The following is a 24,770-nucleotide window of genomic DNA, read 5'->3' on the forward strand; positions in this document are numbered from 1 at the left end:
CCGGCGAGCGTTGCCGTCATCGACCGCGTAGGTCACGCGCGCGCATTGGCCAACGGGCGCGCCGCCACGGCGTCGGCGTCGGCGTCAGCGTCGGCGTCAGCGTCAGCGTCGGCATCCGCAGCCGCAGCCGCAGCTGCCGTGCGCCGCCGATGAAGACGCGCACCCGCCCGCGCCGATCCGACCGGCACGCCTGCCCGCCACCCGTTCCGTAACACACGCGCCCGCGTGCCGACTGCGCGCAGGGCAGCCGCATCGCCCGCGCACCCTGTTGTCCCCGCAGCTCCGTTGAAAGACCCGCTCGCAGCGACGTCATCCCGTGACGCCGCTATGCCCCCTTTTTTCTCAGGAGTCCGCATGAACAGAACCTTGTCCACCCTGTTTGCCGGCCTGCTGATCGCGGCACTGTCGCCGGTCGCGCACGGCGCGCTGCCCGCGTCGAGCGCGGCGGCCGCGACGGCCGGCGCCGTCCGTCCACCCGTGCCGCCGGCCGATCTCGCGGCGCGGCTGTCGAACGGCCTCGCGCTGCGCGTCGCCGTCGACAACAATCACGCGGCCGCGGCCGGCGTGCCGTGCGCCGATCTCGGCGCCGACGGCGCGGCCTGCGCGACGGGCCGCCTGATCCTGCAGAACCGCGGCCACCAGGCGATCGCCGACGGCGGCTGGAAGCTCTACCTGCACAGCATCCGCCGCCTGCTGCGGATCGACCGCCCCGGCTTCGCGCTGCGGCGGCTCACCGGCGACCTGTACGAACTGACGCCGCAACCGGGCTCGGTGCGGCTGGCACCGGGCGAGCGCATCGAGCTGCCGTTCGTCGCCGAATACTGGTTGCTGCGGTACAGCGACGTGATCCCGCGCCCGTACGTGGTCGTCGATGGCGCGCCGCCCGCCGTGCTCCGCTACAACGACACCGACGACGAGCTGCGCTACGTCGAATCGCTGCCGGCCGACGCGCAGAACAACTCGACCGGCAATGCGCCGCCCGTGGCCGCACGACCCGATGCGAGCCGCGCGCTGCCGAGCGTGAAGCGCGAGCAGCCGCTGCCCGGCATGCTCGACCTGCGCGGCGTCGAGCTCGCGTTGCCCGATCTGCCGGACGCTCAAGTCGCGGCGCTGCGCGAGCGCGCGACGACACTCGGGCTCGACGGCGCGCGCGTGCCGGTGCGTGGTGCCGTCGCGCCGCGCCGGCTGCCGGCCGATATCGCGACGCCGGGCGGCTACCGGCTCGCGATCGGGCCGCGCGGCGTGCTGATCGAAGGCTACGATCGCGCCGGCCTCTACTACGGCGTACAGACGCTCTACTCGCTCGCCCCCGCCGGCGGCGGCCCGATCCCGGCGATGCTCGTCGAAGATGCACCGCGCTTCACGCATCGCGGGATGCACGTCGATCTCGCCCGTAACTTCAAGCACCCGGCGACGCTGCGCCGCCTGATCGACCAGATGAGCGCATACAAGCTCAATCGCCTGCACCTGCACCTGTCCGACGACGAGGGCTGGCGCATCGAGATTCCCGGCCTGCCCGAACTGACCGGGATCGGGGGACGCCGCTGCCACGATCCGAGCGAGACGCGCTGCCTGCTGCCGCAGCTCGGCTCCGGCCCCGACAACCGCTCGGGCGGAGGCTACCTGACGCGTGATGACTACGTGTCGCTGGTGCGCTACGCGGCCGCGCATTTCGTCGAGATCATCCCCGAGATCGACATGCCCGCGCATGCACGCGCGGCCGTCGTGACGATGGAAGCACGTTACCAGCGGCTGCATGCGGCCGGCCGCGAGCAGGAAGCGAACGCATACCGGCTGCTCGATCCGCAGGACACGTCGAACCTGACGACGGTGCAGTTCTACGACCGGCGCAGCGACCTGAACCCGTGCGTGCCGGGCGCGCTCAATTTCGCGTCGAAGGTGATCCGCGAGATCGCCGCGATGCATGCGGACGCGCAGGCGCCGCTGCACACCTGGCATTACGGCGGCGACGAGGCGAAGAACATCTTCCTCGGCGCGGGCTTCCAGCCGCTGAACGGTACCGATCCGAACAAGGGGCGCATCGATCTCGCCGCGCAGGACAAGCCGTGGGCGCGTTCGCCCGCGTGCACGGCACTGCTCCAGCGCGGCGAGATCAAGTCGATCGACGAGCTGCCGACGCGTTTCGCGCAACAGGTGAGCGCGGCGGTCAACGCGAACGGGATCGACACGATGGCCGCATGGCAGGACGGCATCAAGCATGCGAACGGGCCGCAGGACTTCAGCACGCGCCACGTGATGGTGTCGCTGTGGGACACGATCTTCTGGGGGGCATCGGATAGCGCACGCGACCTGAGCGGCAAGGGCTACCTGACGGTGCTGGCCCTGCCCGACTACCTGTATTTCGACTTCCCGTACACGCTCAACCCGCGCGAGCGCGGCTACTACTGGGGCTCGCACGCGACGGACGAGTACAAGGTGTTCTCGCTCGCGCCCGAGAACCTGCCGCAGAACGCCGAAGTGATGGGCGACCGTGACGGCAACACGTTCGAGGTGACGGGCACGGGCCCCGCGCCGCGCATCGAAGGCATGCAGGGGCAGGCGTGGGGCGAGGTGATGCGCAACGACACCTTCCTCGAGTACATGGCCTATCCGCGGCTGCTCGCGCTCGCCGAGCGCGCGTGGCACCGGGCCGACTGGGAGCTGCCGTATGCGGCCGGCGTGCGCTTCAAGCGCGGCGACACGCATCATGTCGACACGGCCGCGCTGCAGCGCGACTGGGCCGGCTTCGCGACGCTGCTCACGCAACGCGAACTGCCGAAGCTCGACCGGGCCGGCGTCGGCTACCGGAAGCCGACCTTCACGCTGACGAATCCGTGAACGGCTGAGCGACCAGGCGATGCGCGATGCAGGCGGGCGCATCGCACCCTCCATTGCCCGCACCAAAGAAAAACGGCTTGCGACGCATCGCAAGCCGTTTTCGTTTTGCCGGCCGGCCCGAACCCGCATTGCGGATCAGGCTGGCTTCATCGCATCAGGCCGGTTGTACGGCCGCCCCGCTGCCCGACGGCGGCAGGCGCGCGCCGAGCTGCTCGGCATAGCGTGCCGCCGCGTTGCCGCAGACGATGTGGAACGTGTCGAGCGACACCCACGCGACGTCGAGCGCACCGAGACGATCGCGATCGACCGCCGACGGATCGCGTACGACCACACGCAGGCGCGTGGTCGCAACCGCATCGAGCGACGCGACGTTGGTCGCGCCGCCGAACACCGCGAGCCAGCGCGTCGGCTCCGGATCGAGCGGGCCGGCGGCCGCGCCCGTGACGGGCTGCGCGGCGGCGGCCGTCGCCGTCGATGCTGCGCCTGCCGCACCGCTGCCGATGGCGGCACGCATCTCGTCGGCAATGATGTCGGCCTCGGGCCCGATGATCACCTGCACGCTGTTGCCGCCGCGCTTGAGCACGCCGCGCGCGCCGATCGATTTCAGTTCCGGCTCCGAAACCTTCTCCGGATCGACGACGGTCAGGCGCAGGCGCGTCGTGCACGCGTCGACGACCGACAGGTTGCCTGCCCCGCCGAGCGCGGCGATATAGCGCTGCGCGCGCGGTGCTGCGGCAACCGCAGCGGCGCCGGCAGCCGGCGCAACGAAGCCGCCCGATGCGTACGATTCAGCAGCCGCATCGGCCGATGCCGGCTCACGGCCCGGCGTGGCCATGTTGAACTTGCGGATGAAGAAGCGGAACAGCCCGTAGTACGCGGCGCCGTACGCGATGCCAAGCGGAATCGCGATCCAGCCCTTCGTCGACAGCCCGTAGTTCAGCACGTAGTCGATCGCACCGGCCGAGAACGTGAAGCCGAGCTTCACGCCGAGGATCTGGCAGATCGCGAGCGACAGCCCCGTCAGCACCGCGTGGATCACGTACAGCACCGGTGCGAGGAACATGAAGCTGAATTCGATCGGCTCGGTCACGCCGGTCAGGAACGACGTCAGCGCCATCGACAGCAGCAGGCCGCCGACCATCGCGCGGCGTTCCTTCGGCGCTTCGTGCAGCATCGCCAGACACGCCGCCGGCAGGCCGAACATCATGATCGGGAAGAAGCCGGCCATGAAGGTGCCCGCGGTCGGGTCGCCCGCGAAGAAGCGGTGCAGGTCGCCGTGCACGATCTCGCCGCCGGCGGGCGGCGTGAAGTTGCCGAACACGAACCATGCGAGCGAGTTGAGGATGTGGTGCAGGCCCGTGACGAGCAGCAGGCGGTTCAGGAAGCCGAACACGAACGCACCGATCGCGCCCGCCGTCGTCAGCCACTGGCCGGCCGCGTCGATCAGATGCTGGACCGGCTGCCAGACGTATCCGAACGCGATGCCGAGTATCACGCAGACCAGCCCCGTGATGATCGGTACGAACCGTTTGCCGCCGAAGAACGCGAGGTAGTCCGGCAGCTTGATGTCTTTATAGCGGTTGTACAGCAGGCCCGCGACCACACCCGCGATGATCCCGGACAGCACGCCCATGTTCAGCTTGGGATCGATGTCCTTCATGATCGCGGTTTCGATCAGGTAACCGATCGCGCCCGCGAGCGCCGCGACGCCGTTGTTGTCCTTCGCGAAACCGACCGCCACGCCGATCGCGAACAGCAGCGGCAGGTTGTCGAAAATCGCGCCGCCGGCGTCGGCGATCATCTTGATGTTGAACACGTCCGGCTGGCCGAGTCGCAGCAGGATGCCGGCAACCGGCAGTACCGCGATCGGTAGCATCAGTGCCCGGCCCAGGCCCTGTATTTTCAGAAACGGATTCCCGTTCATTCAGTCCTCCAATCCTTGTCTCGTCATTAATCGTCGTTGACCTAATTGCTTTCGTCTTGAAACCGGTCGCGAACCTGCCGTCGACGCTCAGTCGAGCGGCCAGACCTCGCGGCTTGCTGCCCTTACCGCCTGTGCCGAATCGAGCGCGAGCAGATCCTGCGCGCGCTGACGGCACAACTGGTAATCGAGACGGCGCACACGCGCCTTGATGCCCGGCACCGATACGGGGTCGACCGACAGCTCGGTCACGCCGAGGCCCACCAGCACCGGCACCGCGAGCGGATCGCCGCCGAGCGCGCCGCACACGCCCACCCACTTGCCGTGCTTCGCGGCGCCGCGCACCGCGATGTCGATCAGGCGCAGCACGGCCGGATGCAGGCCGTCGGATTGCGCAGCGAGATCGGCCTGGCAGCGGTCCATCGCGAGCGTGTATTGCGTCAGGTCGTTGGTGCCGATCGACAGGAAGTCCGCGTGCTGCGCGAGCTGGTCGGCCAGCAGCGCGGCCGACGGCACCTCGATCATCACGCCGACTTCGATCGGCTCGGTGCGGCCCTGCGCGCGGGCGAATTCGTCGATGCGCTTGCGCAGCCGCACGAGCTCACCCGCATCGGTGACCATCGGCAGCAGGATGCGCACCGCGCCGAGCGGCTTCACCGCGAGCAGGCCCTGCAATTGATCGTCGAGCAGATCGGGGCGCACCTGCGCGAGACGGATGCCGCGCAGGCCGAGCGCCGGGTTCGGTTCGGGCGGCAGCGTCAGGTAGTCGACTTCCTTGTCGGCGCCGACGTCGAGCGTGCGGATGATCGCCGTGCGGCCCTGCAACGCGTCGACGATCGACTGGTAGCTCTGCTGGTGTTCGACGACCGTCGGCGCGGCCTGGCGATGGATGAACATCAGCTCGGTGCGCAGCAGGCCGACTGCATCGGCGCCGTTGTCGACCGCGGTGTTCGCATCGTCGAGCGTCGCGATGTTCGCGGCGACCTCGATCGCGCGGCCGTCGACGGTCGAGGCGGCTTCACCGGCCAGTTGCCGGTTCGCCTCGCGCACGCCGTCCAGGCGCTGGCGCTCGTGCCGCGCGCGCTCGACGTCGAGCGCGGTCGGCGCGTGTTCGAGCCGGCCCGCGCTCGCATCGACGACAACCTGCGTGCCGTCCGGAATCGCGTACAGCGCATCGCCGACCGCAACCAGCGCCGGAATGCCGAGCTGCCGCGCGATGATCGCCGCGTGCGACGTCGCGCCGCCGCGCGCCATCACGAGCGCGGTCACGCGCTGGCGATCGAGCGACGACAGGTCGGACGGCGTGAATTCCTCGGCCGCGAGCACCGCTTCGTCGGGCAGCGCACGCGCGGCACCGTTCGTGTGGCCGAGCGCGCGCAGCACGCGCTTCTCGATGTCGCGCAGGTCGGCCGCACGTTCGGCGAGCAGCGCATCGTCAAGCTTCGACAGCGTGTCGATCTGCGTGCGGATCGTCGCGCGCCATGCGAAGCCCGCGCTCTTGCCGAGGCTGATCAGGTCGCGCGCCGCGTCGATCAGCGTCGGGTCTTCCAGCAGCACGCGGTGCACCGCGAAAATGCCTGCTTCGCCGACCGCGCCACGCGCCGATGCGTTGCGCACCGTTTCGTCGAGCTCGCCGTCGACGGCCTTCAGCGCCTGGTCGAGCTGGCGGCTTTCCGCAGCCGGCGTGCCGGAGGCCTGCTCGGGCGGCACGATTTCCGCATCGTCGAGACGCACCAGCGTGCCGACCGCGATGCCGGGCGCCGCGCACACGCCCGCGAGCGTGTTCGGGTCGATCGGCACGCCGACGTTGCGCGCGACCATCTGCGGCGCGGGCGACTTCAGCCGTGCCGGCTTTTCTTCGACTTCACCGTGCGCTTCGCGCAGCAGCTCGTGCTCGACTGCATCGACGGCCTGCTGCGCGTGCGCGCCACGGCCGACCAGTTCGACCGTCGCGCCTTCGCCGGCGCCGAGGCCGAGCAGGCCGACGACGCTCGCGATCGACGCCTTGCGGCCGTCGAACAGCACGTCGACGGTCGCGTCGAACCCGCGTACGGCTTCACGTGCCCGCGCGGCCGGCCGCGCATGCAGGCCGCCCGGTTGTGCCAGCACGATTTCACGGCGCACTTCGTTCTGCGCCGCCGCGCCGGTTTGTGCCGCCTGCACGGCCGCTTCGCCCTTGCCGCGCAACACGAGCAGCGGCGTCTCGCCGGCCGTCGCGAAGCCGCTCGCGCGATCGACAACCTCGAACGCATCCGAGTTCGCGATCGCGATCACCGACACGAGCGAATGCGCGCTGCGCGCCACCGCGTCCTGGTCGAACTCGATCAGCAGCGTGCCGGCCTCGACGCGTGCACCAGCCTCGACGTGCGCGATGAAGCCCTGCCCGTTCAGCTCGACCGTGTCGATGCCGATGTGCAGCAGCACTTCCGCGCCGTGCGGCGTCGTGATCGTCACGGCATGGCCCGTGCGCGCGAGATGCGACACGACGCCCGCGCACGGCGCGACGAGCCGGCCCGCGAGCGGGTCGATGCCGATGCCGTCGCCGAACATCCCGCCGGAGAACACCGGATCGGGCACGTCGGCCAGCGCGACGATCGGCCCCGTCAACGGGGCAAGCAGGACGATCTGATCGTGGGTGGGGCTCTTCAACTGGGACTCCTCGGCGCGTCTCATCGGCTGTCTCGGCTATCAGTGCGTTTCGGTGACTTTGTTCAGGTGGCGCGGCGTGTCGGGATTGCGGCCGCGCGCGACGGCGAGATCCGCCGCCATCACGTAGAACGAAAGAATGGCGGCGATCGGGTCGAGCGCCGAATGGGCGGACCGCGCAAGCGGCAGCGTCGCGCCGGGCGTGCCGGCGGGTGCCGCGAGCAGCACGGCGGCGCCGCGGGCGCGCATGTCTGCGGCGAGCTGCAGCAGGCCGGCCTGCTCGGGCCCCGGCGGCGCGAACACGAGCAGCGGATAGTCGCGGTCGATCAGCTCCATCGGGCCGTGACGGACTTCGGCGCTCGAGAACGCCTCGGCCTGGATGCCGGACGTTTCCTTCAGCTTCAGCGCGGCTTCCTGCGCGATCGCGAGGCCCAGGCCGCGGCCGATCACGATCATCCGTTCGACGCCCGCCAGCGCGGCAACGGCCTGCGACCAGTCGAGCTGGCCGGCCTGCGCGAGCACGTCGGGCAGGCCGCGCAGCGCGGTCATCAGCGCGGCGTCGCGCTGCCAGTACGCAACGATCTGCGCGGACAGCGACAGCATCGCGATATAGCTCTTGGTCGCGGCCACCGACAGTTCGGGGCCGGCGAGCAGCGGCAACTGATGCTCGCATGCGTCGGCGAGCGGCGACGGCAGCACGTTCACGGCGGCGACGGTGCGCGCGCCGGCTTCGCGCAGCGCGGCCATCGTATTGACGAGATCGGGGCTCTTGCCCGACTGGGAGAAGGCGATCGCGAGCTGGTCCTGCACCTTCAGCGGCGCCTGCTGCAGCGTCGCGACCGACATCGGCAGCGATGCGACCGGCACGCCGAGGCGGCTCATCGTCAGGCTCGCGAAATAGCTCGCGGCGTGATCCGAGCTGCCGCGCGCGACCGTCAGCGCGACGGCCGGCGGGTGATCGAGCAACTGGCCGGCGAGCGCTTCGACGCGCGTGGTGTCGGCGATCTGCGCGGCGACGACCTGGGCGGACTCGCGCGCTTCCTTAAGCATATTCGACAATCGATTCTCCTTCGACATAGGTCGCGGTGAGGTTCAGGTCGCGATCGAACACCGCGAGGTCGGCCCATGCGCCGCGCTCGAGGCGGCCGCGATCGGTGACGCCGAGGTAGTCGGCCGCGTAGCGCGACATCCGGTTCGACACGTCGGCGATCGGCAGGCCGAGCGACACGAGGTTGCGCAGCGCCTGGTCCATCGTCAGCGTGCTGCCGGCGAGCGTGCCGTCGGCGAGACGCACGCCGCCAAGGCACTTCGTCACGTGCTGGCTGCCGAGCCGGTATTCGCCGTCGGGCATGCCCGTTGCGGACGTGCTGTCGGTCACGACGTACAGGCGCGGGATCGCGCGCAGCGCCGCACGAATCGCGCCCGGGTGGACGTGCAGCAGGTCGGGGATGATTTCCGCGTATTCGGCGTGAGCAAGCGCCGCGCCCACCAGGCCCGGGTTGCGGTGATGCAGCGGCGACATCGCGTTGAACAGGTGCGTGAAACCGCATGCGCCGTGCTTGAGCGCGGCCACCGCGTCGTCGTAGGTCGCGAGCGAATGGCCGAGCTGCACGCGCACGCCGCGCGCGGCCATCTCGCCGATGATCTCGATGTGGCCGGCGATTTCCGGCGCGAGCGTGACGACGCGGATCGGCGCGATCGACAGGTACTTCAGCACTTCGTCGAGCACGGCCGACACGGCCGCGTCGGGCTGCGCGCCGAGCTTGCCGGGGTTGATGTACGGGCCTTCGAGATGCACGCCGAGCACGCGCGCGCCGCCCGGCGTGCGGGTGCGCGCGACGCTGCCGAGGTTGCCGACGACTTTCATCAGTTCGTCGCGCGGCGCGGTCATCGTCGTCGCGAGCAGGCTCGTCGTGCCGAATTGCGCGTGCGTGCGGGCGATCGTCTCGATCGCGTCGCCGCCTTCCATCACGTCGGCGCCACCACCACCGTGCACGTGCAGGTCGATGAAGCCGGGCAGGATGTAAGGCGCGTCGTTCTTCGCGGGATCGACGGGCTTGCCGTCGAGGGTCGTAATGCGGCCGTTCTCGCTATCGAGCGAACCGTGAATCCAGCCGTCGGGGGTAAGGATGTTTCCAGTCAGCATGACGTTCTCTTGATGATCTGGTGACGCGGGCATCCGCGTCGTGATTTGCAAATCCGTGTCGTTGCTTCACGCGTGTCGCGCGCGGGCAGTCTCGCGCGTCAGCGTTTCAGTTCGGCGACGAAGTCGTAGTAATCGTCGCGGCAATACGTTTCACTCATTTCGATCGCGCGCTGATCGGCGCCGTAGCCGATCCGCGTGATCACCAGCAGGGCCGAACCCGGCTTCACCGCCATCCATTTCGCGATCGCGTGGGTGGCGTTCGCCGCGCGAAAGTGCTGCAGCGCGCGCACGACGGTCATCCCGCGCGCTTCGAGGTATTCGTACAGCAACGCACCGAGCACCTGCGGATCGGGCACCACCGCGGCCGGCAGCGTCGAGTGCTCGACCGCCATCACGATGCCGTCCGCGCGGCGCAGCCGTTCGAGCCGCGCCACCGTCGCGCCGGGCGCGAGGCCGAGACGCGTGATCTCGTCGCGGTTTGCGGCGCGCAGCGTGCGCGACAGCCACACCGAATCGGGCACGAAGCCGCGCTGCTGCATCTTCGCGGTGAAGCCGACGAGACGCGACAGCGGATCGGCGACGCGTGGCGTGATGAAACTGCCCGCCCCGCGCGCCCGCTTGATCAGCCCCTGCTCGACCAGCAGCGCGAGTGCGCGACGGGCCGTGATCCGCGATACACCGACCGACACCGACAGTAGCCGCTCCGACGGGAGCGCCTCGCCGGCTCGCCACGCGCCGGCGTGGATCGCGCTCGCCAGGTTGCGGGCGAGCTGCAGATAGAGCGGCGTGTCGCTGAGGGGATCGGGCGCCAGTTCGGACCAGCCGGTTTCCATGTGCCTCCGGGTGTCGGACGACGACCTCGGGCCGTCGAAAGTGAGGGCATTATATAACCACCATAATACCAGTCAACGAACTGGTATTAGTGGTTCGGAAATCGCCGAAAGCCTTGCCCGGCAAGCGTTTTAGTCCTCACAAACCCTTTGTTTACAACGAAGTACGGGATAGGGATTTACCCGGATTGGTATGCAAGGGGACAGTTCCGGTACTCGGTTCAGCCAGGTTTTGGGCGCGAATATGAGACCTGAATAGGACCAGTTGAGCCGACTGGTATGCACGGACGGCGAGGCACCGCGCGTTCGGCGGCATGCGCCGGTTGCCGTCAGTGGAATTCGCGACTCGAGGTGCGCAGGCCGCCGAGCAGCGGCGTCAGATCCTCGAAGTGCTGCACGACGAGATGCCTCACGTCGCTCGCGACCTGCCACACGCCGGACGCGGCAAGCAGCCGCGAATCGAGGGTTTCGCGGCGCTGCCGCGCGAGCAGTTCGGGCCGGACGATCAGGTTCACGCAGCCCGTTTCGTCCTCGAGCGTCATGAACATCACGCCTTTCGCAGTGCCCGGCATCTGCCGCGCGGTCACGAGCCCGCACGCGCGTGCGAGCCGGCCGTCGGGGCGGTCGTGCAATTCGGCCGCGGACGACAGCCGCCGCGCGCGCAGCTCGGGCCGCAGCAGCGCGACGGGATGGCGGTCCAGCGTGAGGCCGGTGGTGTGATAGTCGGCGAGGATGTCGTCGGCTTCCGACGGCGCGCCGAGCGCGGGCTTCTCTGCTTCGTCGATCGGCGCGGTCGCGAGCAGGTCGCGTTCGGGGGCGGCTGCAACCGCTTGCCACAGCGCATCGCGACGATGGCCGGCGAGCGTTGCAAGCGCGTTCGCGGCGGCGAGCGCTTCGAGATCGCGGCGTTCGAGCTGCGCGCGGCGTGCGAGGGTGTCGACGGTGTCGAACGGGCCGGCCGCCGTGCGTGCGGCTTCGATGCGGCGTGCGGCGGCTTCGCCGAGCCCGCGCACGAGCGACAGGCCGAGCCGCACGGCCGGCTGGCCGTGCGGAGGCGGCTGGTCGGGCAGTGCTTCGAGCGAGGCGTCCCAGTTGCTTTGCGTCACGTCGATCGGCAGCACCTGCACGCCGTGACGCTTCGCGTCCTGCACGAGTTGCGACGGCGGGTAGAAACCCATCGGCTGGCTGTTCAGCAGCGCGGCGAGGAAAATTGCCGGTTCATGGCATTTGAGCCAGCTGCTGGCGTACGCGAGTTTCGCGAAGCTTGCTGCGTGGCTTTCAGGGAAACCGTAATCGCCGAAGCCCTTGATCTGTTCGAAGATCTGTTCGGCGAAGTCGGGCGGGTAATCGCGCTCGCGCATCCCGTCGACGATCTTGCGGTGATATTGCTCGAGATTGCCCTTGCGCTTCCACGCGGCCATCGCACGGCGCAGCTGGTCGGCTTCGCCCGGGGTGAAACCTGCCGCGATCATCGCGATCTGCATCACCTGCTCCTGGAAGATCGGCACGCCGTATGTACGTTCGAGCGCGGGCTTCAATTCCTCCTTCGGATAACTGACCTTTTCGATTCCCTGGCGCCGCTTCAGATAGGGGTGTACCGCCCCGCCCTGGATCGGCCCCGGCCGCACGATCGCCACCTCGATCACCAGGTCGTAGTAGGTCTGCGGGCGCAGGCGCGGCAGCATCGACATCTGCGCGCGTGATTCGATCTGAAACACGCCGACCGTGTCGGCACGACAGATCATGTCGTAGGTCGCCTTGTCATCCTGCGGAATGTGCTTCAGCGTGAACGGCTCGCCATCCGGCTCCGGCGGCCCGCGCCACGCGGTACGCATGTCGAATGCGCGATGCAGCGCCGACAGCATGCCGAGCGCGAGCACGTCGACCTTCATCAGCCCGAGCGCTTCGAGATCGTCCTTGTCCCACTGGATCACGCGCCGCCCGTCCATCGCCGCGTTCTCGACCGGCACGAGCCGCGTGAGCTTGCCGCGGCTGATCACGAAACCGCCCGAGTGCTGCGACAGGTGGCGCGGAAAATTCAGCAGCCGCGCGGCGAGCCGGGCCCACGCCAGGATGAGCGGCGTCTCGGGATCGAGTCCGATCGTCGAGAATTGCTGCAGCAGGTCGCGGCTGCCGTCGAACCAGCGGTGCGCTTTCGCGACGCGATCGACCAGCATCGGATCGACGCCGAGCGCCTTGCCGGTTTCGCGCAACACGCCACGCGGGCGATAAGTCGATACGGCGGCGGCGAGTGCTGCGCGGTTGTGTCCGTATTTTTCGTAGATATGCTGGATCACCTCTTCCCGGCGCTGATGCTCGAAGTCGACATCGATATCAGGCGGCTCACCACGTTCCGCGCTGATGAAGCGCTCGAACAGCATCGTGCTCTGCTCGGGATTCACCTCGGTGATGCCGAGGCAGAAGCAGACGACCGAGTTCGCCGCCGAGCCGCGACCCTGGCACAGGATGTTCTGGCTGCGCGCGTATTTGACGATGTCGTAGACGGTCAGGAAGAACGGTTCGTAGCTCAGTTGTGCGATCAGGTCGAGTTCATACCGGATCTGCTTCGACACCTTCTCCGGCACACCTTGCGGATAGCGCGTGGCCGCCCCGGCCATGGTTTCCTGTTCCAGATAGCTCGTCGGCGTGAGCCCCTTCGGCACGATCTCGTCGGGATACTCGTAGCGCAGCGTGTCCAGTTTGAAATCGCACGTATCGAGAATCGTGCAGGTCTCCTCGATCTCCGCCGGCGAATACAGATTCCCGATCCGGTTCCGCCCACGCAAATGCTGTTCCGCATTCGGCGCAAGCGCATACCCGCACTCGGAAACCGGCATGCCGACGCGAATCGCCGTCATCACGTCCTGCAGCTCCTTGCACGAGCGTCGGTGCATCGTCACGTCGCCGAGTGCGACGATGCGCACGCCACGCCGTTCGCCCGCAGCACGAATCTCCTCGCGCTGCGCACCGTCCAGCGCGCGCTGCAATTGCACGAGCCCGAGCCGTGCACGTTCGCCGAACGTCGTGCGGAACCACGCGACCTGCGCATCGAGTACGTCGGCACGCACCGGATACGTGGGCACGAGAATCGCGAAGCAGTCAGGGATGCCGCGCAAGTGCGCAAACTCGGCAGGCGGCGCCGACAGCATCCGCGACGTCAGCTGGTAAGTGCCCTTCGGCGCTGCCATCCGCCGCCACGAGATCAGCTCAGACAGGTTGCCGTAGCCCTCGCGGTTCTGCGCAAGCAACACGAGCCCGAACGCCCCGGGGCCCGGATCGTGGCCGGGCGCGACTTCATCCGGCGTGACGTCGAAATACGAACCGATGACGAGCGGCAGCCCTTTCGCCTTCGCCGCGACGTGCATGCGCGGTGCGCCCGCAAGCGAGCATTCGTCGGTGATCGCGATCCCGCGATAGCCGAGCTCGAACGCACGCTCGACCAGTTCCTCCGCATGCGACGCGCCATGCAGGAACGAAAAGTTCGAACGGCAGAACAACTCCGCGTAATCGGGCAGCCAGCTGAATTCCGCAACCATGACCGTTCACCCGAACAGACCGTGCAGGAACCAGCGCGGCTCGGCCTCGCTGCCCGCCCGCTCCTTGAACACCCAGTAGCACGCACCGGCCTCGTCCTGCGCGACGCAGTAATCACGCGCCGCGAGCTGACCGTCGAACCACCCGGCCTCGATCCGCTCCACCGACGACATCATCCTGAGCGGCGTATGAAATACCGGCCGCTCCCCGCGCATCAGCAACGGCAGCGGCTCCGCGAGCAACCACGCGGGCCTCGGCGGCACGGCCGGCGGCCCGGCAGCCGGCTTGCCGGCCTGCGCATCGAGCGGCAGCCAGCGGTTCGCCGCCTCGGGCCGGTGATCGGCGACGGGCGCCGCGCGTAGCACGTTGTCCGCGCCGAGCCGCGCGACCAGCAGCTCGAACAGCCGCGCACGCGTCTCGCGCGTGCCGCCCGGCTCGGGGAACAGATCGTCGGCCGGCGGCGCGACCGATTCGACCCGCGTGGCCTTCAGACGCACCGCAATCACCGCGGCCGGCAACTCGACGCGCGCGAGCCGCTCGCCGAGCAGCCGCATGAAATGCGCCTCGTCACGCACGGGCGACGCGAACGCGAGCTCGAGCGGCGTCGGCGGCACGGCCTGGCGGCCGCGCTCGTGTTCGAGATCGAACGTCATCGCGGCCAGCGACAGGTGCCGCGCGACCAGCCAGCCGCAGAGCTGCACGACGAGCCGCCGCGCCACGAACAACACGGCTTCCGCGTATTCGACACGCTCCTGCAATTCGAGCCGCACGTCGAACACCGGCGGCACCGCCATCCATGCAAGCGGCTCGACCTCATCGCCATACGCGCGATCGAGCGCGGCCAGCAACGCGGGACCGCAGCGGCGCTGCAGCCCCGCGCGCGGCAGGCCGCGCAGATCGGCGAGCGTGCGGCAACCGAGGCCGTCGAACCAGCCCGCATACGGACGCGCATCGGGCAGCAGCACGCACGGCAGCCTGTCGAGCGCGCGGACAAGCGAGGCCGGGCTCGCGACGCGGCGCCGGATGCGCGCACGAGCCGACACGCGCGCGAGCAGCCACGCGCCGCCCCCGGTCGGCGCGGCGGACAGACGCGCCGCATAGCCGAGCGCCGCGAGCGTCGCACGTACCTGGCGGCACAGCGACGGCAACCCGCCGAACAAGCGCAGGCTCGGGCCGACGTCGACGAGCAGCGTGGCTTCGTCGTCGAGCGCGACGCACGGCGAGAAGCGCAGCAACGCGAGCGTGACCGCGCGCAGCGCATCGGCCTCGCGCGCGGGATCGCGTTCGACGAGTTGCGTGTGCGGTGCGAGCGTGAGCACGCCGCCGCGCTTCATGCCCGCGCGCACGCCCTGCCGGCGCGCGGCCGTGTCGGCGATCAGCACGACACCCTGCTCGAGCACCGCACAGCCTGCGCCACCGGCCTCGCCCGCCTCGCCGTCAGACGGAAGCGCGACGCACACGTCGAGCGGCAGGCGCGGCAGATGGATGCCGAGCAAGACGCGCATAGCGGCTCTCCACGATGGGCGACGGCAGGTCGAGCACGAGCGGCTCGCTGCGGGCGGGGCCGCGACGCTTGACGATATCGAGCGACACGCCGCCCGGCACCGGGTACAGCGCGATGCGCAACACGGCCGGCGACGGCTGCCGCTCGGCCGACAGCGGGCGCAGCATCACGAACAGCGTGTCGCCCGTGCGCGCGGCCGCGAGATGCAGGCGCCGCAGTGCATCGGGCCGCGCGTCCTGCCACAGCAGCAGCGCGCCGCAACAGCCGGTCTTGAGCGCCTGCTCGGCAGCCCACAACGCATCCGTGTGGCTGCCGGCACGCAGCCACAGCAGCGCGTCGGCCGGCACGCCGAGACTGGCGAGCGCGGTCGCGTGCGGCGACTGCGGCGGCGCGACGAGCGCGAGTGGCCGCCGCGCGCTGACGGTGCGTGCGAGCGCGGGCGCGAGCAGCCGCATCTCGCCGCAGCCCGGCTGCGCGGCCAGCAGTTCGACGAGCCCGCCGACCGGCCAGCCGCCGCCCGGCAGCTCGGCGGATAGCGGCGCGAAGCCGGTCTCGATCGTGCGCGAACCGCCGCGCGCGAGCTGCGAGCCGCGCCACAGCGACGGATGAAGGGATTCGGGAGAAATGGAGGATGCGAGCATGATGCCACCCACAACTGTATGGATATACAGTATATGGCAATGCGCTCGCGTCGCACAGCACCGGTGCAAAACCGGTTTTCGTCAGAAGATAAACAGCCGGAAAGCCGGTGCGGCCGTCATGTTACGCCGCACCGGAGCGGGCGTGGCCGGATCGTGTCGCCCGAACGCGTGCCACCGCCATCGTGCCCGAATCGCCCGGCCGGGCCGGCACGCCAACCCGCAGGCAAACCGGCACGATGCAGCACCCCGCACCGCGCCGGCCCGCCTGCCGCCCGTCAGCCGAGCAGCAACGCGTCGTCGTCGAGCTGCTCGTGGCGCACCTTCTCGAACATCTGCAGCAGGTCCGGCACGTCGAGCCCCTTGCGCGCGTCGCCCGACACGTCGAGCACGACCTGCCCCTGATGCAGCATCACCGTGCGGTCGCCGTAGTCGAGCGCCTGCCGCATGCTGTGCGTGACCATCATCGTCGTCAGCTTGCTCTCGGCGACGATGCGCGCGGTCAGCTCCAGCACGAATGCGGCCGTCTTCGGGTCGAGCGCGGCCGTGTGCTCGTCGAGCAGCAGGATCCGCGACGGCCGCAGCGACGCCATCAACAGGCTCACCGCCTGCCGCTGGCCGCCCGACAGCAGCCCGATCCGGTCGGTCAGCCGGTTCTCGAGGCCGAGGTTCAGGAGCCGCAGCTTGTCGCGGAACAGCTCGCGCGACGGCCGGTCGAGCGCGGCCCGGAAGCCGCGCCGCGCACCGCGCGCCATCGCGAGCGCCATGTTCTCCTCGATCGTCAGCGCCTCGCAGGTGCCGGCCATCGGATCCTGGAACACGCGCGCGACGAGGTGCGCGCGATCCCACGCGGCCTTGCGCGTCACATCGGTGCCGTCGATCGAAATGCGTCCCGCATCGACGGCCTGGTCGCCGCTGACCGCATTGAGGAAGGTCGACTTGCCGGCGCCATTCGAGCCGATCACCGCGACGAACTGGCCGTCGGGGATCTCGAGCGACAGCCCGCGCAGCGCGCGCGTCTCGATCGGCGTGCCGGGATTGAACGTGAGTTTCAGGTCTTGTGCGGACAGCATGTCAGGCCCCTCCGTTCTTGCGCGCGAACAGTTTCTTGCGCGTCGCCGGCAGCACCAGCGCGATCGTGACGAGCGCGGCCGTCACGAGGTTCAGATCCTGCGCCTTCAGCCCGATGAATTCGCTGTTGAGCGCAAGCGCGATGAAGAAGCGATAGACGATCGCACCGAGCACGACGGCAAGCGTCGTCAGCACGAGCCGGCGCGCCGGCAGCAGCGTCTCGCCGATGATCACCGCGGCCAGCCCGATCACGATCGTGCCGATCCCCATCGAGATATCCGCGCCGCCCTGCGTCTGCGCGAACAGCGCGCCCGCGAGCGCGACGAGCGCGTTCGACAGCGCCATCCCGGCGAGCGTCGCGCGGCCGGTCGCGATGCCTTGCGCGCGCGCCATCCGCGGGTTCGCGCCGGTCGCGCGCATCGCGAGGCCGAGTTGCGACGAGAAGAACCAGTCGAGGCCGAGCTTCGCGACCACGACGACGATCGCGAGCAGCGCCGGGCGCAGCACGTAGTCGGGCATCCAGTCGGGCTGCAGCACGGTGAAGATGGTCGGCTCGGTGATGAGCGGCACGTTCGGCCGGCCCATGATCCGCAGGTTCACCGAATAGAGCGCGATCATCATCAGGATACTGGCGAGCAGATCCATGATCTTCAGGCGCACGTTGAGCCAGCCGGTGATGAAGCCGGCCACCGCGCCCGCGACGATCGCGATGCAGGTCGAACTGAACGGGTCGTAGCCGGCCGAGATCAGCGTCGCGGCGACGGCGCCGCCGAGCGGAAAGCTGCCGTCGACGGTGAGGTCGGGGAAATTGAGGATGCGAAACGAGATCAGCACCCCGAGGGCGACGAGACTGAAGATCAGGCCGATCTCCAGGGCGCCCAGTAACGAGAACAGAGACATGATGGGGAAATCCTGTTGCTTCCCGGCCGGACGTGTACGGCCGGGCGAAGCGAACGGGCGGCCCCGGGTGGGAGCCGCCCGTCCGGCGGTGTCGTTCAGGCCCGGATCGGGCCCGCAAGCGCGGCGGTCGGACCGCGGCTTACTTGATGACCGTCTTCGCGTCCTTGAGCAGATCCGGCGACAGCGTCACGCCCTGCTTCGCGGCCGCGCCCGTGTTCGCGAACAACTCGAGGTTGCTGCTCGTTTCCGACGCGATCGCGCCCGGCTTCTCACCCTTCAGGATGCGCGCGACGACCTTGCCCGTCTGGCGGCCGAGGTCGCCGTAGTTGATGCCGAGCGCCGCGATGCCGCCGCGCTTCACGCTGTCGGTGTCGCCGGCGACGAGCGGGATCTTCGCTTCGTTCGCGACCTTCACGAGCGCTTCGTACGCGGACACGACGTTGTTGTCGGTGTTCGTGTAGATCACGTCGACCTTGCCGATCAGGCTCTTCGCGGCCGGGCCGATGTCGACGGTACGCGGCGCGGCCGCTTCCTTCAGCGTCATCCCCTGCTTCGCGAGGATCTCCTTGAGCTCCTTCACGACGACGACCGAGTTCGCCTCGCCCGGGTTGTAGACCATGCCGACCGTCTTCGCATTCGGCACGACGCGCTTGATCAGCGCGACCTGGCGATCGAGCGGCAGCTTGTCCGACACGCCCGTCACGTTGGTGCCCGACGGGCCCCAGCCCTTCACGAGCTGCGCGGCGACCGGATCGGTCACGCCCGAATAGACGACCGGCACGCTCTTCGTCGATGCGACCACCGCCTGCGCGGCCGGTGTCGCGATCGCGACGATCACGTCGGGCTGGTCGCCGACGAACTTGCGCGCGATCTGCGCGGCCGTGCCAGTGTTGCCCTGCGCGCTCTGGTATTCCCACTTGAGCTTGTCGTCGCCGTAACCTTCCGCCTTCAGCTCGGCGCGCACGCCGTCGCGGATCGCATCGAGCGCCGGGTGGTCGACGATCGACAGCACCTTGACGGTCTGGGCGTGCGCGGCACCTGCCAGCGCGAGTGCGGCCACGCCGGCCGTGATCGAACGGATCGCGAAAGTCTTGAAACGCTTCATGGGTGTGTCTCCCCCGTATTGTGTCGGTTCTGGATGATGGATTCCCGCCGCCGTCAGGCGGGCGCCGCCATGCGTATGGCACGCTGGCGAACGGCCCGCGCACGCTCCGGGAAAGCGTGCAGCGGCGAACGCACGAGGATACCATTTCCGCAGACCACCGCCTGACTCTGCGCTTTCGCGTCACGCACCGGATCGCCGCGCCCGCCGAAGCCCGCGAGCGCCCGCGAAGCCCGGCCGGCGGCGGTTCCCGACGGCCCCGGCACAACGCGTCAGCCGCGCTCGCGGCTTTACGTTATGCTGTCGGCCGACCCAGTCCACTCCATCGGAGAGCACATGAAACGGGGAGTCCGAACCATCGCATTCGCGGCCGTCGCGCTGGTGCTGCCGGGTGCGGCGTTCGCGCTGACCGACGGCAGTGCGCAATACGACGACTGCATGCTCAATGCGCTGCGCGAAAGCCGCAACGGCGCGGCGGCCCAGTTGATCCAGCGCTCGTGCGACACGCTGTACCGCAACAACGCGATGCTGCTGCCGCGCGAGCGGCGCTTTCACGAGTGCGTGGTGCAGTCGCTGCCGGGCGTGCGCGACAACTATGCGATCCAGCAGATCATGTCGATCTGCTCGCGGCGCGGCGAGATGTGAGCCGGCGTTGAACGCGACACACCGCGCGACCGTCGATCGGCCGCGCCCATGAAAAAAGGGCCTGCGCGATGCAGGCCCTTTTCGTTCAGCGGGTCGACCGGTGTGCGGCGTTCAGAACGACGCGACCATCGAGCCCTTGAACTGCTTCTTGATGAATTCCTTCACTTCCGGCGACTGGTACGCCTTGACCAGCTTCTTCACCCACGGCTGGTCCTTGTCCTTCGCGCGCACGGCGATCAGGTTCGCGTACGGGCTCGTCAGCGATTCGAGCGCGATCGCGTCCTTGGTCGGCTGCAGGTTCGCGGCGAGCGCGTAGTTCGTGTTGACCACGGCTGCGTCGACGTCCGACAGCACACGCGGCAGTTGCGCGGCGTCGAGTTCGGAGATCTTCAGCTTCTTCGGGTTGTCGGCGATGTCGAGCACCGTCGCGTTGTTGCCGCCCGTGCCGGCGCCCGCCTTCAGCTTGATCAGGCCTTGCGTCTGCAGCAGCAGCAGCGCGCGGTTCTCGTTCGACGGATCGTTCGGCACCGCGAGCTTCGCGCCTTGCGGCAGGTCCTTCAGCGCCTTGAACTTCTTCGAGTACACGCCCATCGGCGAGATGTAGGTCAGGCCCGCGCTGACGATCTTGTAGCCGCGCTGCTTCACCTGGCTGTCGAGGTAGGGCTGGTGCTGGAAGCTGTTCGCGTCGAGGTCGCCCGAGTCGAGCGCCGCGTTCGGCTGCACGTAGTCGTTGAACTCGATGACCTTCACGGTCAGGCCTTCCTTCTCCTTCGCGACCTTCTGCACGAGCTGCCACACTTCCGAATCCGGGCCGGCAACGGTACCGACCTTGATCACCTTGTCTTCGGCGTGCGCGCCTGCCGACAGCGTCAGTGCTGCACCGGTGGCCAGCACGGAAAATACCTTCAGGAGACTGCGACGCTTCATCTGTTTCTCGCTTTCTTGCTTACTGGATGGCTGAAAATGGGGCGCGATACGGGTATGCCCCGACTCGCAGGAAGGGGCAAATGGTGTCACAGGATCGGCGGGAAGTGAAATACATCCCGCTCATATGGGTATGCACCGCAGCGGTGCTGGCGGCGCCTTCGCGGTTCGGCCGTTAGTTGCGTTTGCGCGAATCGCGCATCAGCCCGCATGCGTCACGCCACCGCTGCCCGGTCGGCCGCCCTCGTATCGAATACAGGCTCGCCCACCTGCCCGCCGACCCGGAACGCGCCGACCGCATCGCGCAGCCGCGCGGCCTGTTCCTGCAGCGACGCGGCAGCCGCGGCAGCCTCCTCGACGAGCGCCGCGTTCTGCTGCGTCACCTGGTCCATCTGCGTGACCGCGCGCCCGACCTGCGTGATGCCGCTCGCCTGCTCCTCGGATGCCGCCGCGATCTCGCCCATGATGTCGGTCACGCGTGCGACGGCCTGCAGGATCTCGCCCATCGTCGTGCCGGCCTGGCCGACCAGCGTCGACCCGTTGCGCACGCGCTCGACCGAATCGACGATCAGCTCGCGGATCTCCTTCGATGCCGTCGCGCTGCGCTGCGCGAGCGAGCGCACTTCGCCCGCGACCACCGCGAAGCCGCGGCCCTGCTCGCCGGCACGTGCGGCTTCGACCGCCGCGTTCAGCGCGAGGATGTTGGTCTGGAATGCGATGCCTTCGATCACGCCGATGATGTCGGCGATCTTGCGCGAACTGTCGTCGATCTCGCCCATCGTGCCGATCACGCGGTTCACGACGTCGCTCCCGGTGCGCGCGATCTCCGATGCGCTGTTCGCCAGCCCGCTCGCCTGCCGCGCGTTGTCGGCGTTCTGTTTCACCGTCGCGGTCAGCTGCTCCATGCTCGCGGCGGTTTCCTCCAGCGAAGCGGCCTGCTCCTCGGTGCGCTGCGACAGGTCGTCGTTGCCGGCCGAGATCTGGCGGCTCGCCGACGCGATCGATCCGGCCGACTGGCGAATCCCGCCGATCGTCGCCTGCAGCCGTGCCTGCATGTCGTGCATCGCGGCCATCATGCTCGTGCGATCGCCTGCGCGCACCGGCACCGGCTGCGTCAGGTCGCCCTGCGCGATGCGCGTCGCGAGCGCGGCCGCTTCGTCGGGCTCGCCGCCGAGGCTGCTGCGCACGTTGCGGATGATCACCAGCATCGCCGCGCTGATCACGAAGCCGATCACGAACACGACCGCGAGGTGGCCGAGCAGCGTCCGGTAATAGATGGTGTCGATGTCCTTCAGGAAGACGCCGCTCGAGATGTTCCAGTCCCACGGCGTAAAGCGCGTGACGTAGCTGATCTTCGGCACGGCGGTCTCGCTGTGCGGCAGGCGCCCGCGATACTCGGCGAAGCCGCTGCCGGTTTCCTTCGCGGCGTTCAGGATCGTGACGAACAGCGGCTTGCCGTCCGGGTCGAGATAGTCGCCGACCTGCGTGCCGACCAGCTTCGGCAGCGTCGGATGCATCAGCACGACCGGCTTCGAGTCCATCACGAACACGTAGCCCGAATCGCCGTAGCGCATCGCGGCCAGGCTCGCGAGCGCGTCGCGCTTCGCGTCGGCCTCGGGCAGCGTGCCGTTCTGCGCGAGCGCGTGATACGCCTTCACGATGCCGGCCGCCGAATCGACGAGATTCGCGATGCCGGCCTTGCGTTCGGCGAGCATCGTCGCGCGCGTCTCGTACGCGCTCCATGCGCCGACGCCCAGGAGACCGATCCATACCAGCGCAAGCGCGAGCCACAGCTTGCGGTTCAAACTCATTCTGCTCATCTGCGTGCCTTTGTCGATGTCGATGCGCACGCTGCGCGCGAACGGCCTGCCGCGCGCAAACGCTTGCCCATTTATTTACGGCATCGAGGCTTACAACTTGAATACGAGCGGGCACCGCGAACCGGCGCTCGACATGCCGACTGCGCACCGCCCCGCACCGCGCCTGCCGGCGCGACAGCCCGCATCCGCTGTGCTAAAAAGACCGGCTAGCCGGCACACGAAGAGCCGGCACCATTCCGGGGGCCACCCATGTACATCATCGACATTCATTACACCGCATCGCTCGAGCGCATCGACGACGCGCTCGAACGCCATCGCGCATTTCTGCAGCCGCAGTTCGACAAGGGCATCTTCATCGCAGCGGGGCCGAAGGTGCCGCGCGAAGGCGGCGTGATCCTCGCGGCCCGCATCGACCGCGACGAGCTGGACGCGATCCTGAAGACCGATCCGTTCGTCATCGAGGGGCTCGCCACGTATCGCGTGACGGAATTCCGGATCACGCGTGCCGCATCCGGCTTCAACGTACCCGCGCTGCCGTAACGCGACGCCTGCGCGACATCTGCGCGACATCTGCGCGACATCTGCGCGAGGCGCGCGCAGGCCGACACGCCGCCTGACGGGCGGCGCATGCCAACAACGAAGAGAGCGGGAAAGCGTGACGGCGCGTGGCGGCCGTCACGTGATCGCCGGGCGGGCGCCCGGCGGCTGCGGTCAGTCGACCAGCAGCTTCAGGTCGTGGACCCACGGGCCGGGGCCCTGGCCGTCGCGCACGAACAGGCGCAGCTTGCCGTCGCGGTCGAACACGTAGCTCGCGGCCGTGTGATCCATCGTGTAGCTGCCGGGCGTCTTGCCGGGCACCTTCGCGTAGTACACGCGGAAATCCTTCGTGACCTTCTTCAGTGCCGCTTCGTCGGCCGGCCGCAGGCCGATGAACGACGGATCGAACGCGGGCACGTACTGGCCGAGCAGCGCCGGCGTATCACGCTCCGGGTCGACAGTGACGAACAGCACCTGCACGCGCTTCGCGGCATCGGGCCCGAGCTGCTTCAGCGCTTCGGACAGCTCGGCCATCGTCGTCGGGCACACGTCCGGGCAGTGCGTATAGCCGAAGAACATCACGACGGCACGGCCCTTGAAGTCGGCGAGCGTGTGCACCTTGCCGGCCGTATCGGGCAGCGAGAAGTCGCTGCCGAACTGCGTGTTGCCGGTGATGTCGAGATTCTGGAATTTCGGCGCGTTGTCGCATCCGGCGAGCAGCAGTGCTGCCGTGAATGCGCATGCGAGCATCCAGCCTTGGCGCGCGCGGCGCCCGAACCGTGAGTGGAGCATTGCGTTCAAACCGTGCGGTTACACGCCGAGCAGCGGGCGTGCATAGTGATCGACGAGCAGCGCGGCGAACAGCAGCGACAGGTAGACGATCGAGTAGCGGAAGGCCTTGCGGGCGAGTTCGTCCGAATAGTCGCGATGGATCTTCCACGCATACGCGAGGAACACCGCGCCGAGCAGCACCGCGCTCGTCAGGTAGACGGCCCCGCTCATCCCGGAGATGAACGGCATCAGCGTGACCGCGAACAGGATCACCGTGTACAGCAGGATGTGCAGCCGCGTGAACTTCTCGCCGTGCGTGACGGGCAGCATCGGCAGCCCCGCGTTCTCGTAATCCTTGCGGCGATAGAGCGCGAGCACCCAGAAATGCGGCGGCGTCCACACGAAAATGATCAGCACGAGGATCCACGCGTCGCCCGGCACCGCGCCGGTGACCGCGGCCCAGCCGAGCGCCGGCGGCATCGCACCCGATGCGCCGCCGATCACGATGTTCTGCGGCGTCATCGGCTTGAGCAGCAGCGTGTAGATCACCGCATAGCCGACGAAGGTGGCGATCGTCAGCCACATCGTCAGCGGGTTCGTGAACGTATAGAGCGTCCATGCGCCGACGCTGCCGAGCACGGCCGAGAAGATCAGGATCTGCGGGGTCGTGATCTCGCCGCGCGCAGACGGGCGCCACGCGGTGCGACGCATCATCGCGTCGATCTTCTGTTCGACGAGGCAGTTGATCGCGAACGCGGCGCCGGCCAGCAGCCAGATGCCGACCGTACCGCCGATCAGCACGTGCCACGGCACCATGCCCGGCGTCGCGAGGAACATGCCGATCACCGCGCAGAACACCGCGAGCTGCGTGACACGCGGCTTCGTCAGCGCCATGTATTGCGAAAACCGGCTACCGGGCGATTGGGAGAGGGTGCTTTGCATG

18 protein-coding genes are annotated in these 24,770 nt (G+C 68.7%); 3 read left to right on the plus strand and 15 right to left on the minus strand.

Translation table 11 applies throughout. The features are described 5' to 3' along the window. Positions 1-354: 354 nt before the first annotated feature. Positions 355-2,838 (plus strand): family 20 glycosylhydrolase, encoded by a 2,484-nt coding sequence (locus BCEP18194_RS20930; protein WP_011353252.1) that lies wholly within the window; start codon positions 355-357, stop codon positions 2,836-2,838. Between the two features lie 154 nt (positions 2,839-2,992). Here the strand turns inward: BCEP18194_RS20930 and nagE are convergent, their stop codons facing one another. From nagE to BCEP18194_RS20985, 11 genes are all read right to left on the minus strand, one after another. Then, positions 2,993-4,762, minus strand: a complete 1,770-nt coding sequence (gene nagE, locus BCEP18194_RS20935; protein WP_011353253.1) for an N-acetylglucosamine-specific PTS transporter subunit IIBC — start codon at positions 4,760-4,762, stop codon at positions 2,993-2,995. Positions 4,763-4,849: 87 nt separating this feature from the next. Beyond that, complete coding sequence (gene ptsP, locus BCEP18194_RS20940; protein ID WP_011353254.1) at positions 4,850-7,432, minus strand: phosphoenolpyruvate--protein phosphotransferase; 2,583 nt, start codon at positions 7,430-7,432, stop codon at positions 4,850-4,852. 15 nt (positions 7,433-7,447) lie between these two features. Continuing rightward, complete coding sequence (locus BCEP18194_RS20945) at positions 7,448-8,455, minus strand: SIS domain-containing protein (protein ID WP_011353255.1); 1,008 nt, start codon at positions 8,453-8,455, stop codon at positions 7,448-7,450. Continuing rightward, a complete protein-coding gene (nagA, locus tag BCEP18194_RS20950) occupies positions 8,448-9,551 on the minus strand; it encodes an N-acetylglucosamine-6-phosphate deacetylase (protein ID WP_041492962.1) in 1,104 nt (367 codons plus the stop codon). The genes BCEP18194_RS20945 and nagA overlap by 8 nt, the downstream gene beginning before the upstream one ends. A gap of 98 nt (positions 9,552-9,649) precedes the next feature. Beyond that, complete coding sequence (locus tag BCEP18194_RS20955) at positions 9,650-10,384, minus strand: GntR family transcriptional regulator (RefSeq protein WP_011353257.1); 735 nt, start codon at positions 10,382-10,384, stop codon at positions 9,650-9,652. A gap of 326 nt (positions 10,385-10,710) precedes the next feature. Beyond that, complete coding sequence (locus tag BCEP18194_RS20960; protein WP_011353258.1) at positions 10,711-13,917, minus strand: error-prone DNA polymerase; 3,207 nt, start codon at positions 13,915-13,917, stop codon at positions 10,711-10,713. Between the two features lie 6 nt (positions 13,918-13,923). Then, positions 13,924-15,420 (minus strand): Y-family DNA polymerase, encoded by a 1,497-nt coding sequence (locus BCEP18194_RS20965; RefSeq protein ID WP_011353259.1) that lies wholly within the window; start codon positions 15,418-15,420, stop codon positions 13,924-13,926. After that, positions 15,353-16,060 carry a translesion DNA synthesis-associated protein ImuA gene (gene imuA / locus BCEP18194_RS20970; protein WP_011353260.1) on the minus strand — a complete coding sequence of 236 codons (708 nt, stop codon included), beginning with the start codon at positions 16,058-16,060 and terminating at the stop codon, positions 15,353-15,355. Before imuA ends, BCEP18194_RS20965 begins: the two co-directional genes overlap by 68 nt. A gap of 275 nt (positions 16,061-16,335) precedes the next feature. Further along, entirely contained in the window at positions 16,336-17,130 is a 795-nt protein-coding gene (locus BCEP18194_RS20975; protein ID WP_011353261.1) for an ABC transporter ATP-binding protein, read from the minus strand. A 1-nt stretch (position 17,131) separates the two neighbouring features. Then, positions 17,132-18,028, minus strand: a complete 897-nt coding sequence (locus BCEP18194_RS20980; RefSeq protein ID WP_011353262.1) for an ABC transporter permease — start codon at positions 18,026-18,028, stop codon at positions 17,132-17,134. Positions 18,029-18,167: 139 nt separating this feature from the next. Continuing rightward, complete coding sequence (locus tag BCEP18194_RS20985) at positions 18,168-19,133, minus strand: ABC transporter substrate-binding protein (RefSeq protein WP_011353263.1); 966 nt, start codon at positions 19,131-19,133, stop codon at positions 18,168-18,170. A 333-nt stretch (positions 19,134-19,466) separates the two neighbouring features. On the opposite strand from BCEP18194_RS20985, the gene BCEP18194_RS20990 reads away from it, so the two are divergent. Next, positions 19,467-19,775, plus strand: coding sequence for a VF_A0006 family four-cysteine protein (locus BCEP18194_RS20990; RefSeq protein WP_011353264.1), 309 nt, complete (start codon positions 19,467-19,469; stop codon positions 19,773-19,775). Between the two features lie 111 nt (positions 19,776-19,886). Here BCEP18194_RS20990 and BCEP18194_RS20995 read toward each other — a convergent pair whose 3' ends face one another. Both BCEP18194_RS20995 and BCEP18194_RS21000 read right to left on the minus strand, forming a co-directional pair. Further along, on the minus strand, positions 19,887-20,702 hold the full coding sequence (locus BCEP18194_RS20995; RefSeq protein ID WP_011353265.1) for a MetQ/NlpA family ABC transporter substrate-binding protein: 816 nt from the start codon (positions 20,700-20,702) through the stop codon (positions 19,887-19,889). A 212-nt stretch (positions 20,703-20,914) separates the two neighbouring features. Further along, positions 20,915-22,519, minus strand: coding sequence for a methyl-accepting chemotaxis protein (locus BCEP18194_RS21000; RefSeq protein WP_041493124.1), 1,605 nt, complete (start codon positions 22,517-22,519; stop codon positions 20,915-20,917). A gap of 249 nt (positions 22,520-22,768) precedes the next feature. Here BCEP18194_RS21000 and BCEP18194_RS21005 point away from each other — a divergent pair, with 249 nt between their 5' ends. Further along, the gene (locus tag BCEP18194_RS21005) at positions 22,769-23,059 is read left to right on the plus strand and encodes a YciI family protein (protein WP_011353267.1); all 291 of its coding nucleotides are present in this window, start codon (positions 22,769-22,771) and stop codon (positions 23,057-23,059) included. A gap of 171 nt (positions 23,060-23,230) precedes the next feature. On the opposite strand, the gene BCEP18194_RS21010 is transcribed toward BCEP18194_RS21005, so the two are convergent. Further along, complete coding sequence (locus BCEP18194_RS21010; RefSeq protein WP_011353268.1) at positions 23,231-23,848, minus strand: SCO family protein; 618 nt, start codon at positions 23,846-23,848, stop codon at positions 23,231-23,233. An 18-nt stretch (positions 23,849-23,866) separates the two neighbouring features. Continuing rightward, entirely contained in the window at positions 23,867-24,769 is a 903-nt protein-coding gene (gene cyoE / locus BCEP18194_RS21015; protein ID WP_011353269.1) for a heme o synthase, read from the minus strand. Position 24,770 lies beyond the last annotated feature (1 nt).

The organism is Burkholderia lata, from assembly GCF_000012945.1.
In the GTDB taxonomy this organism is placed as follows: Bacteria; Pseudomonadota; Gammaproteobacteria; order Burkholderiales; family Burkholderiaceae; genus Burkholderia; species Burkholderia lata.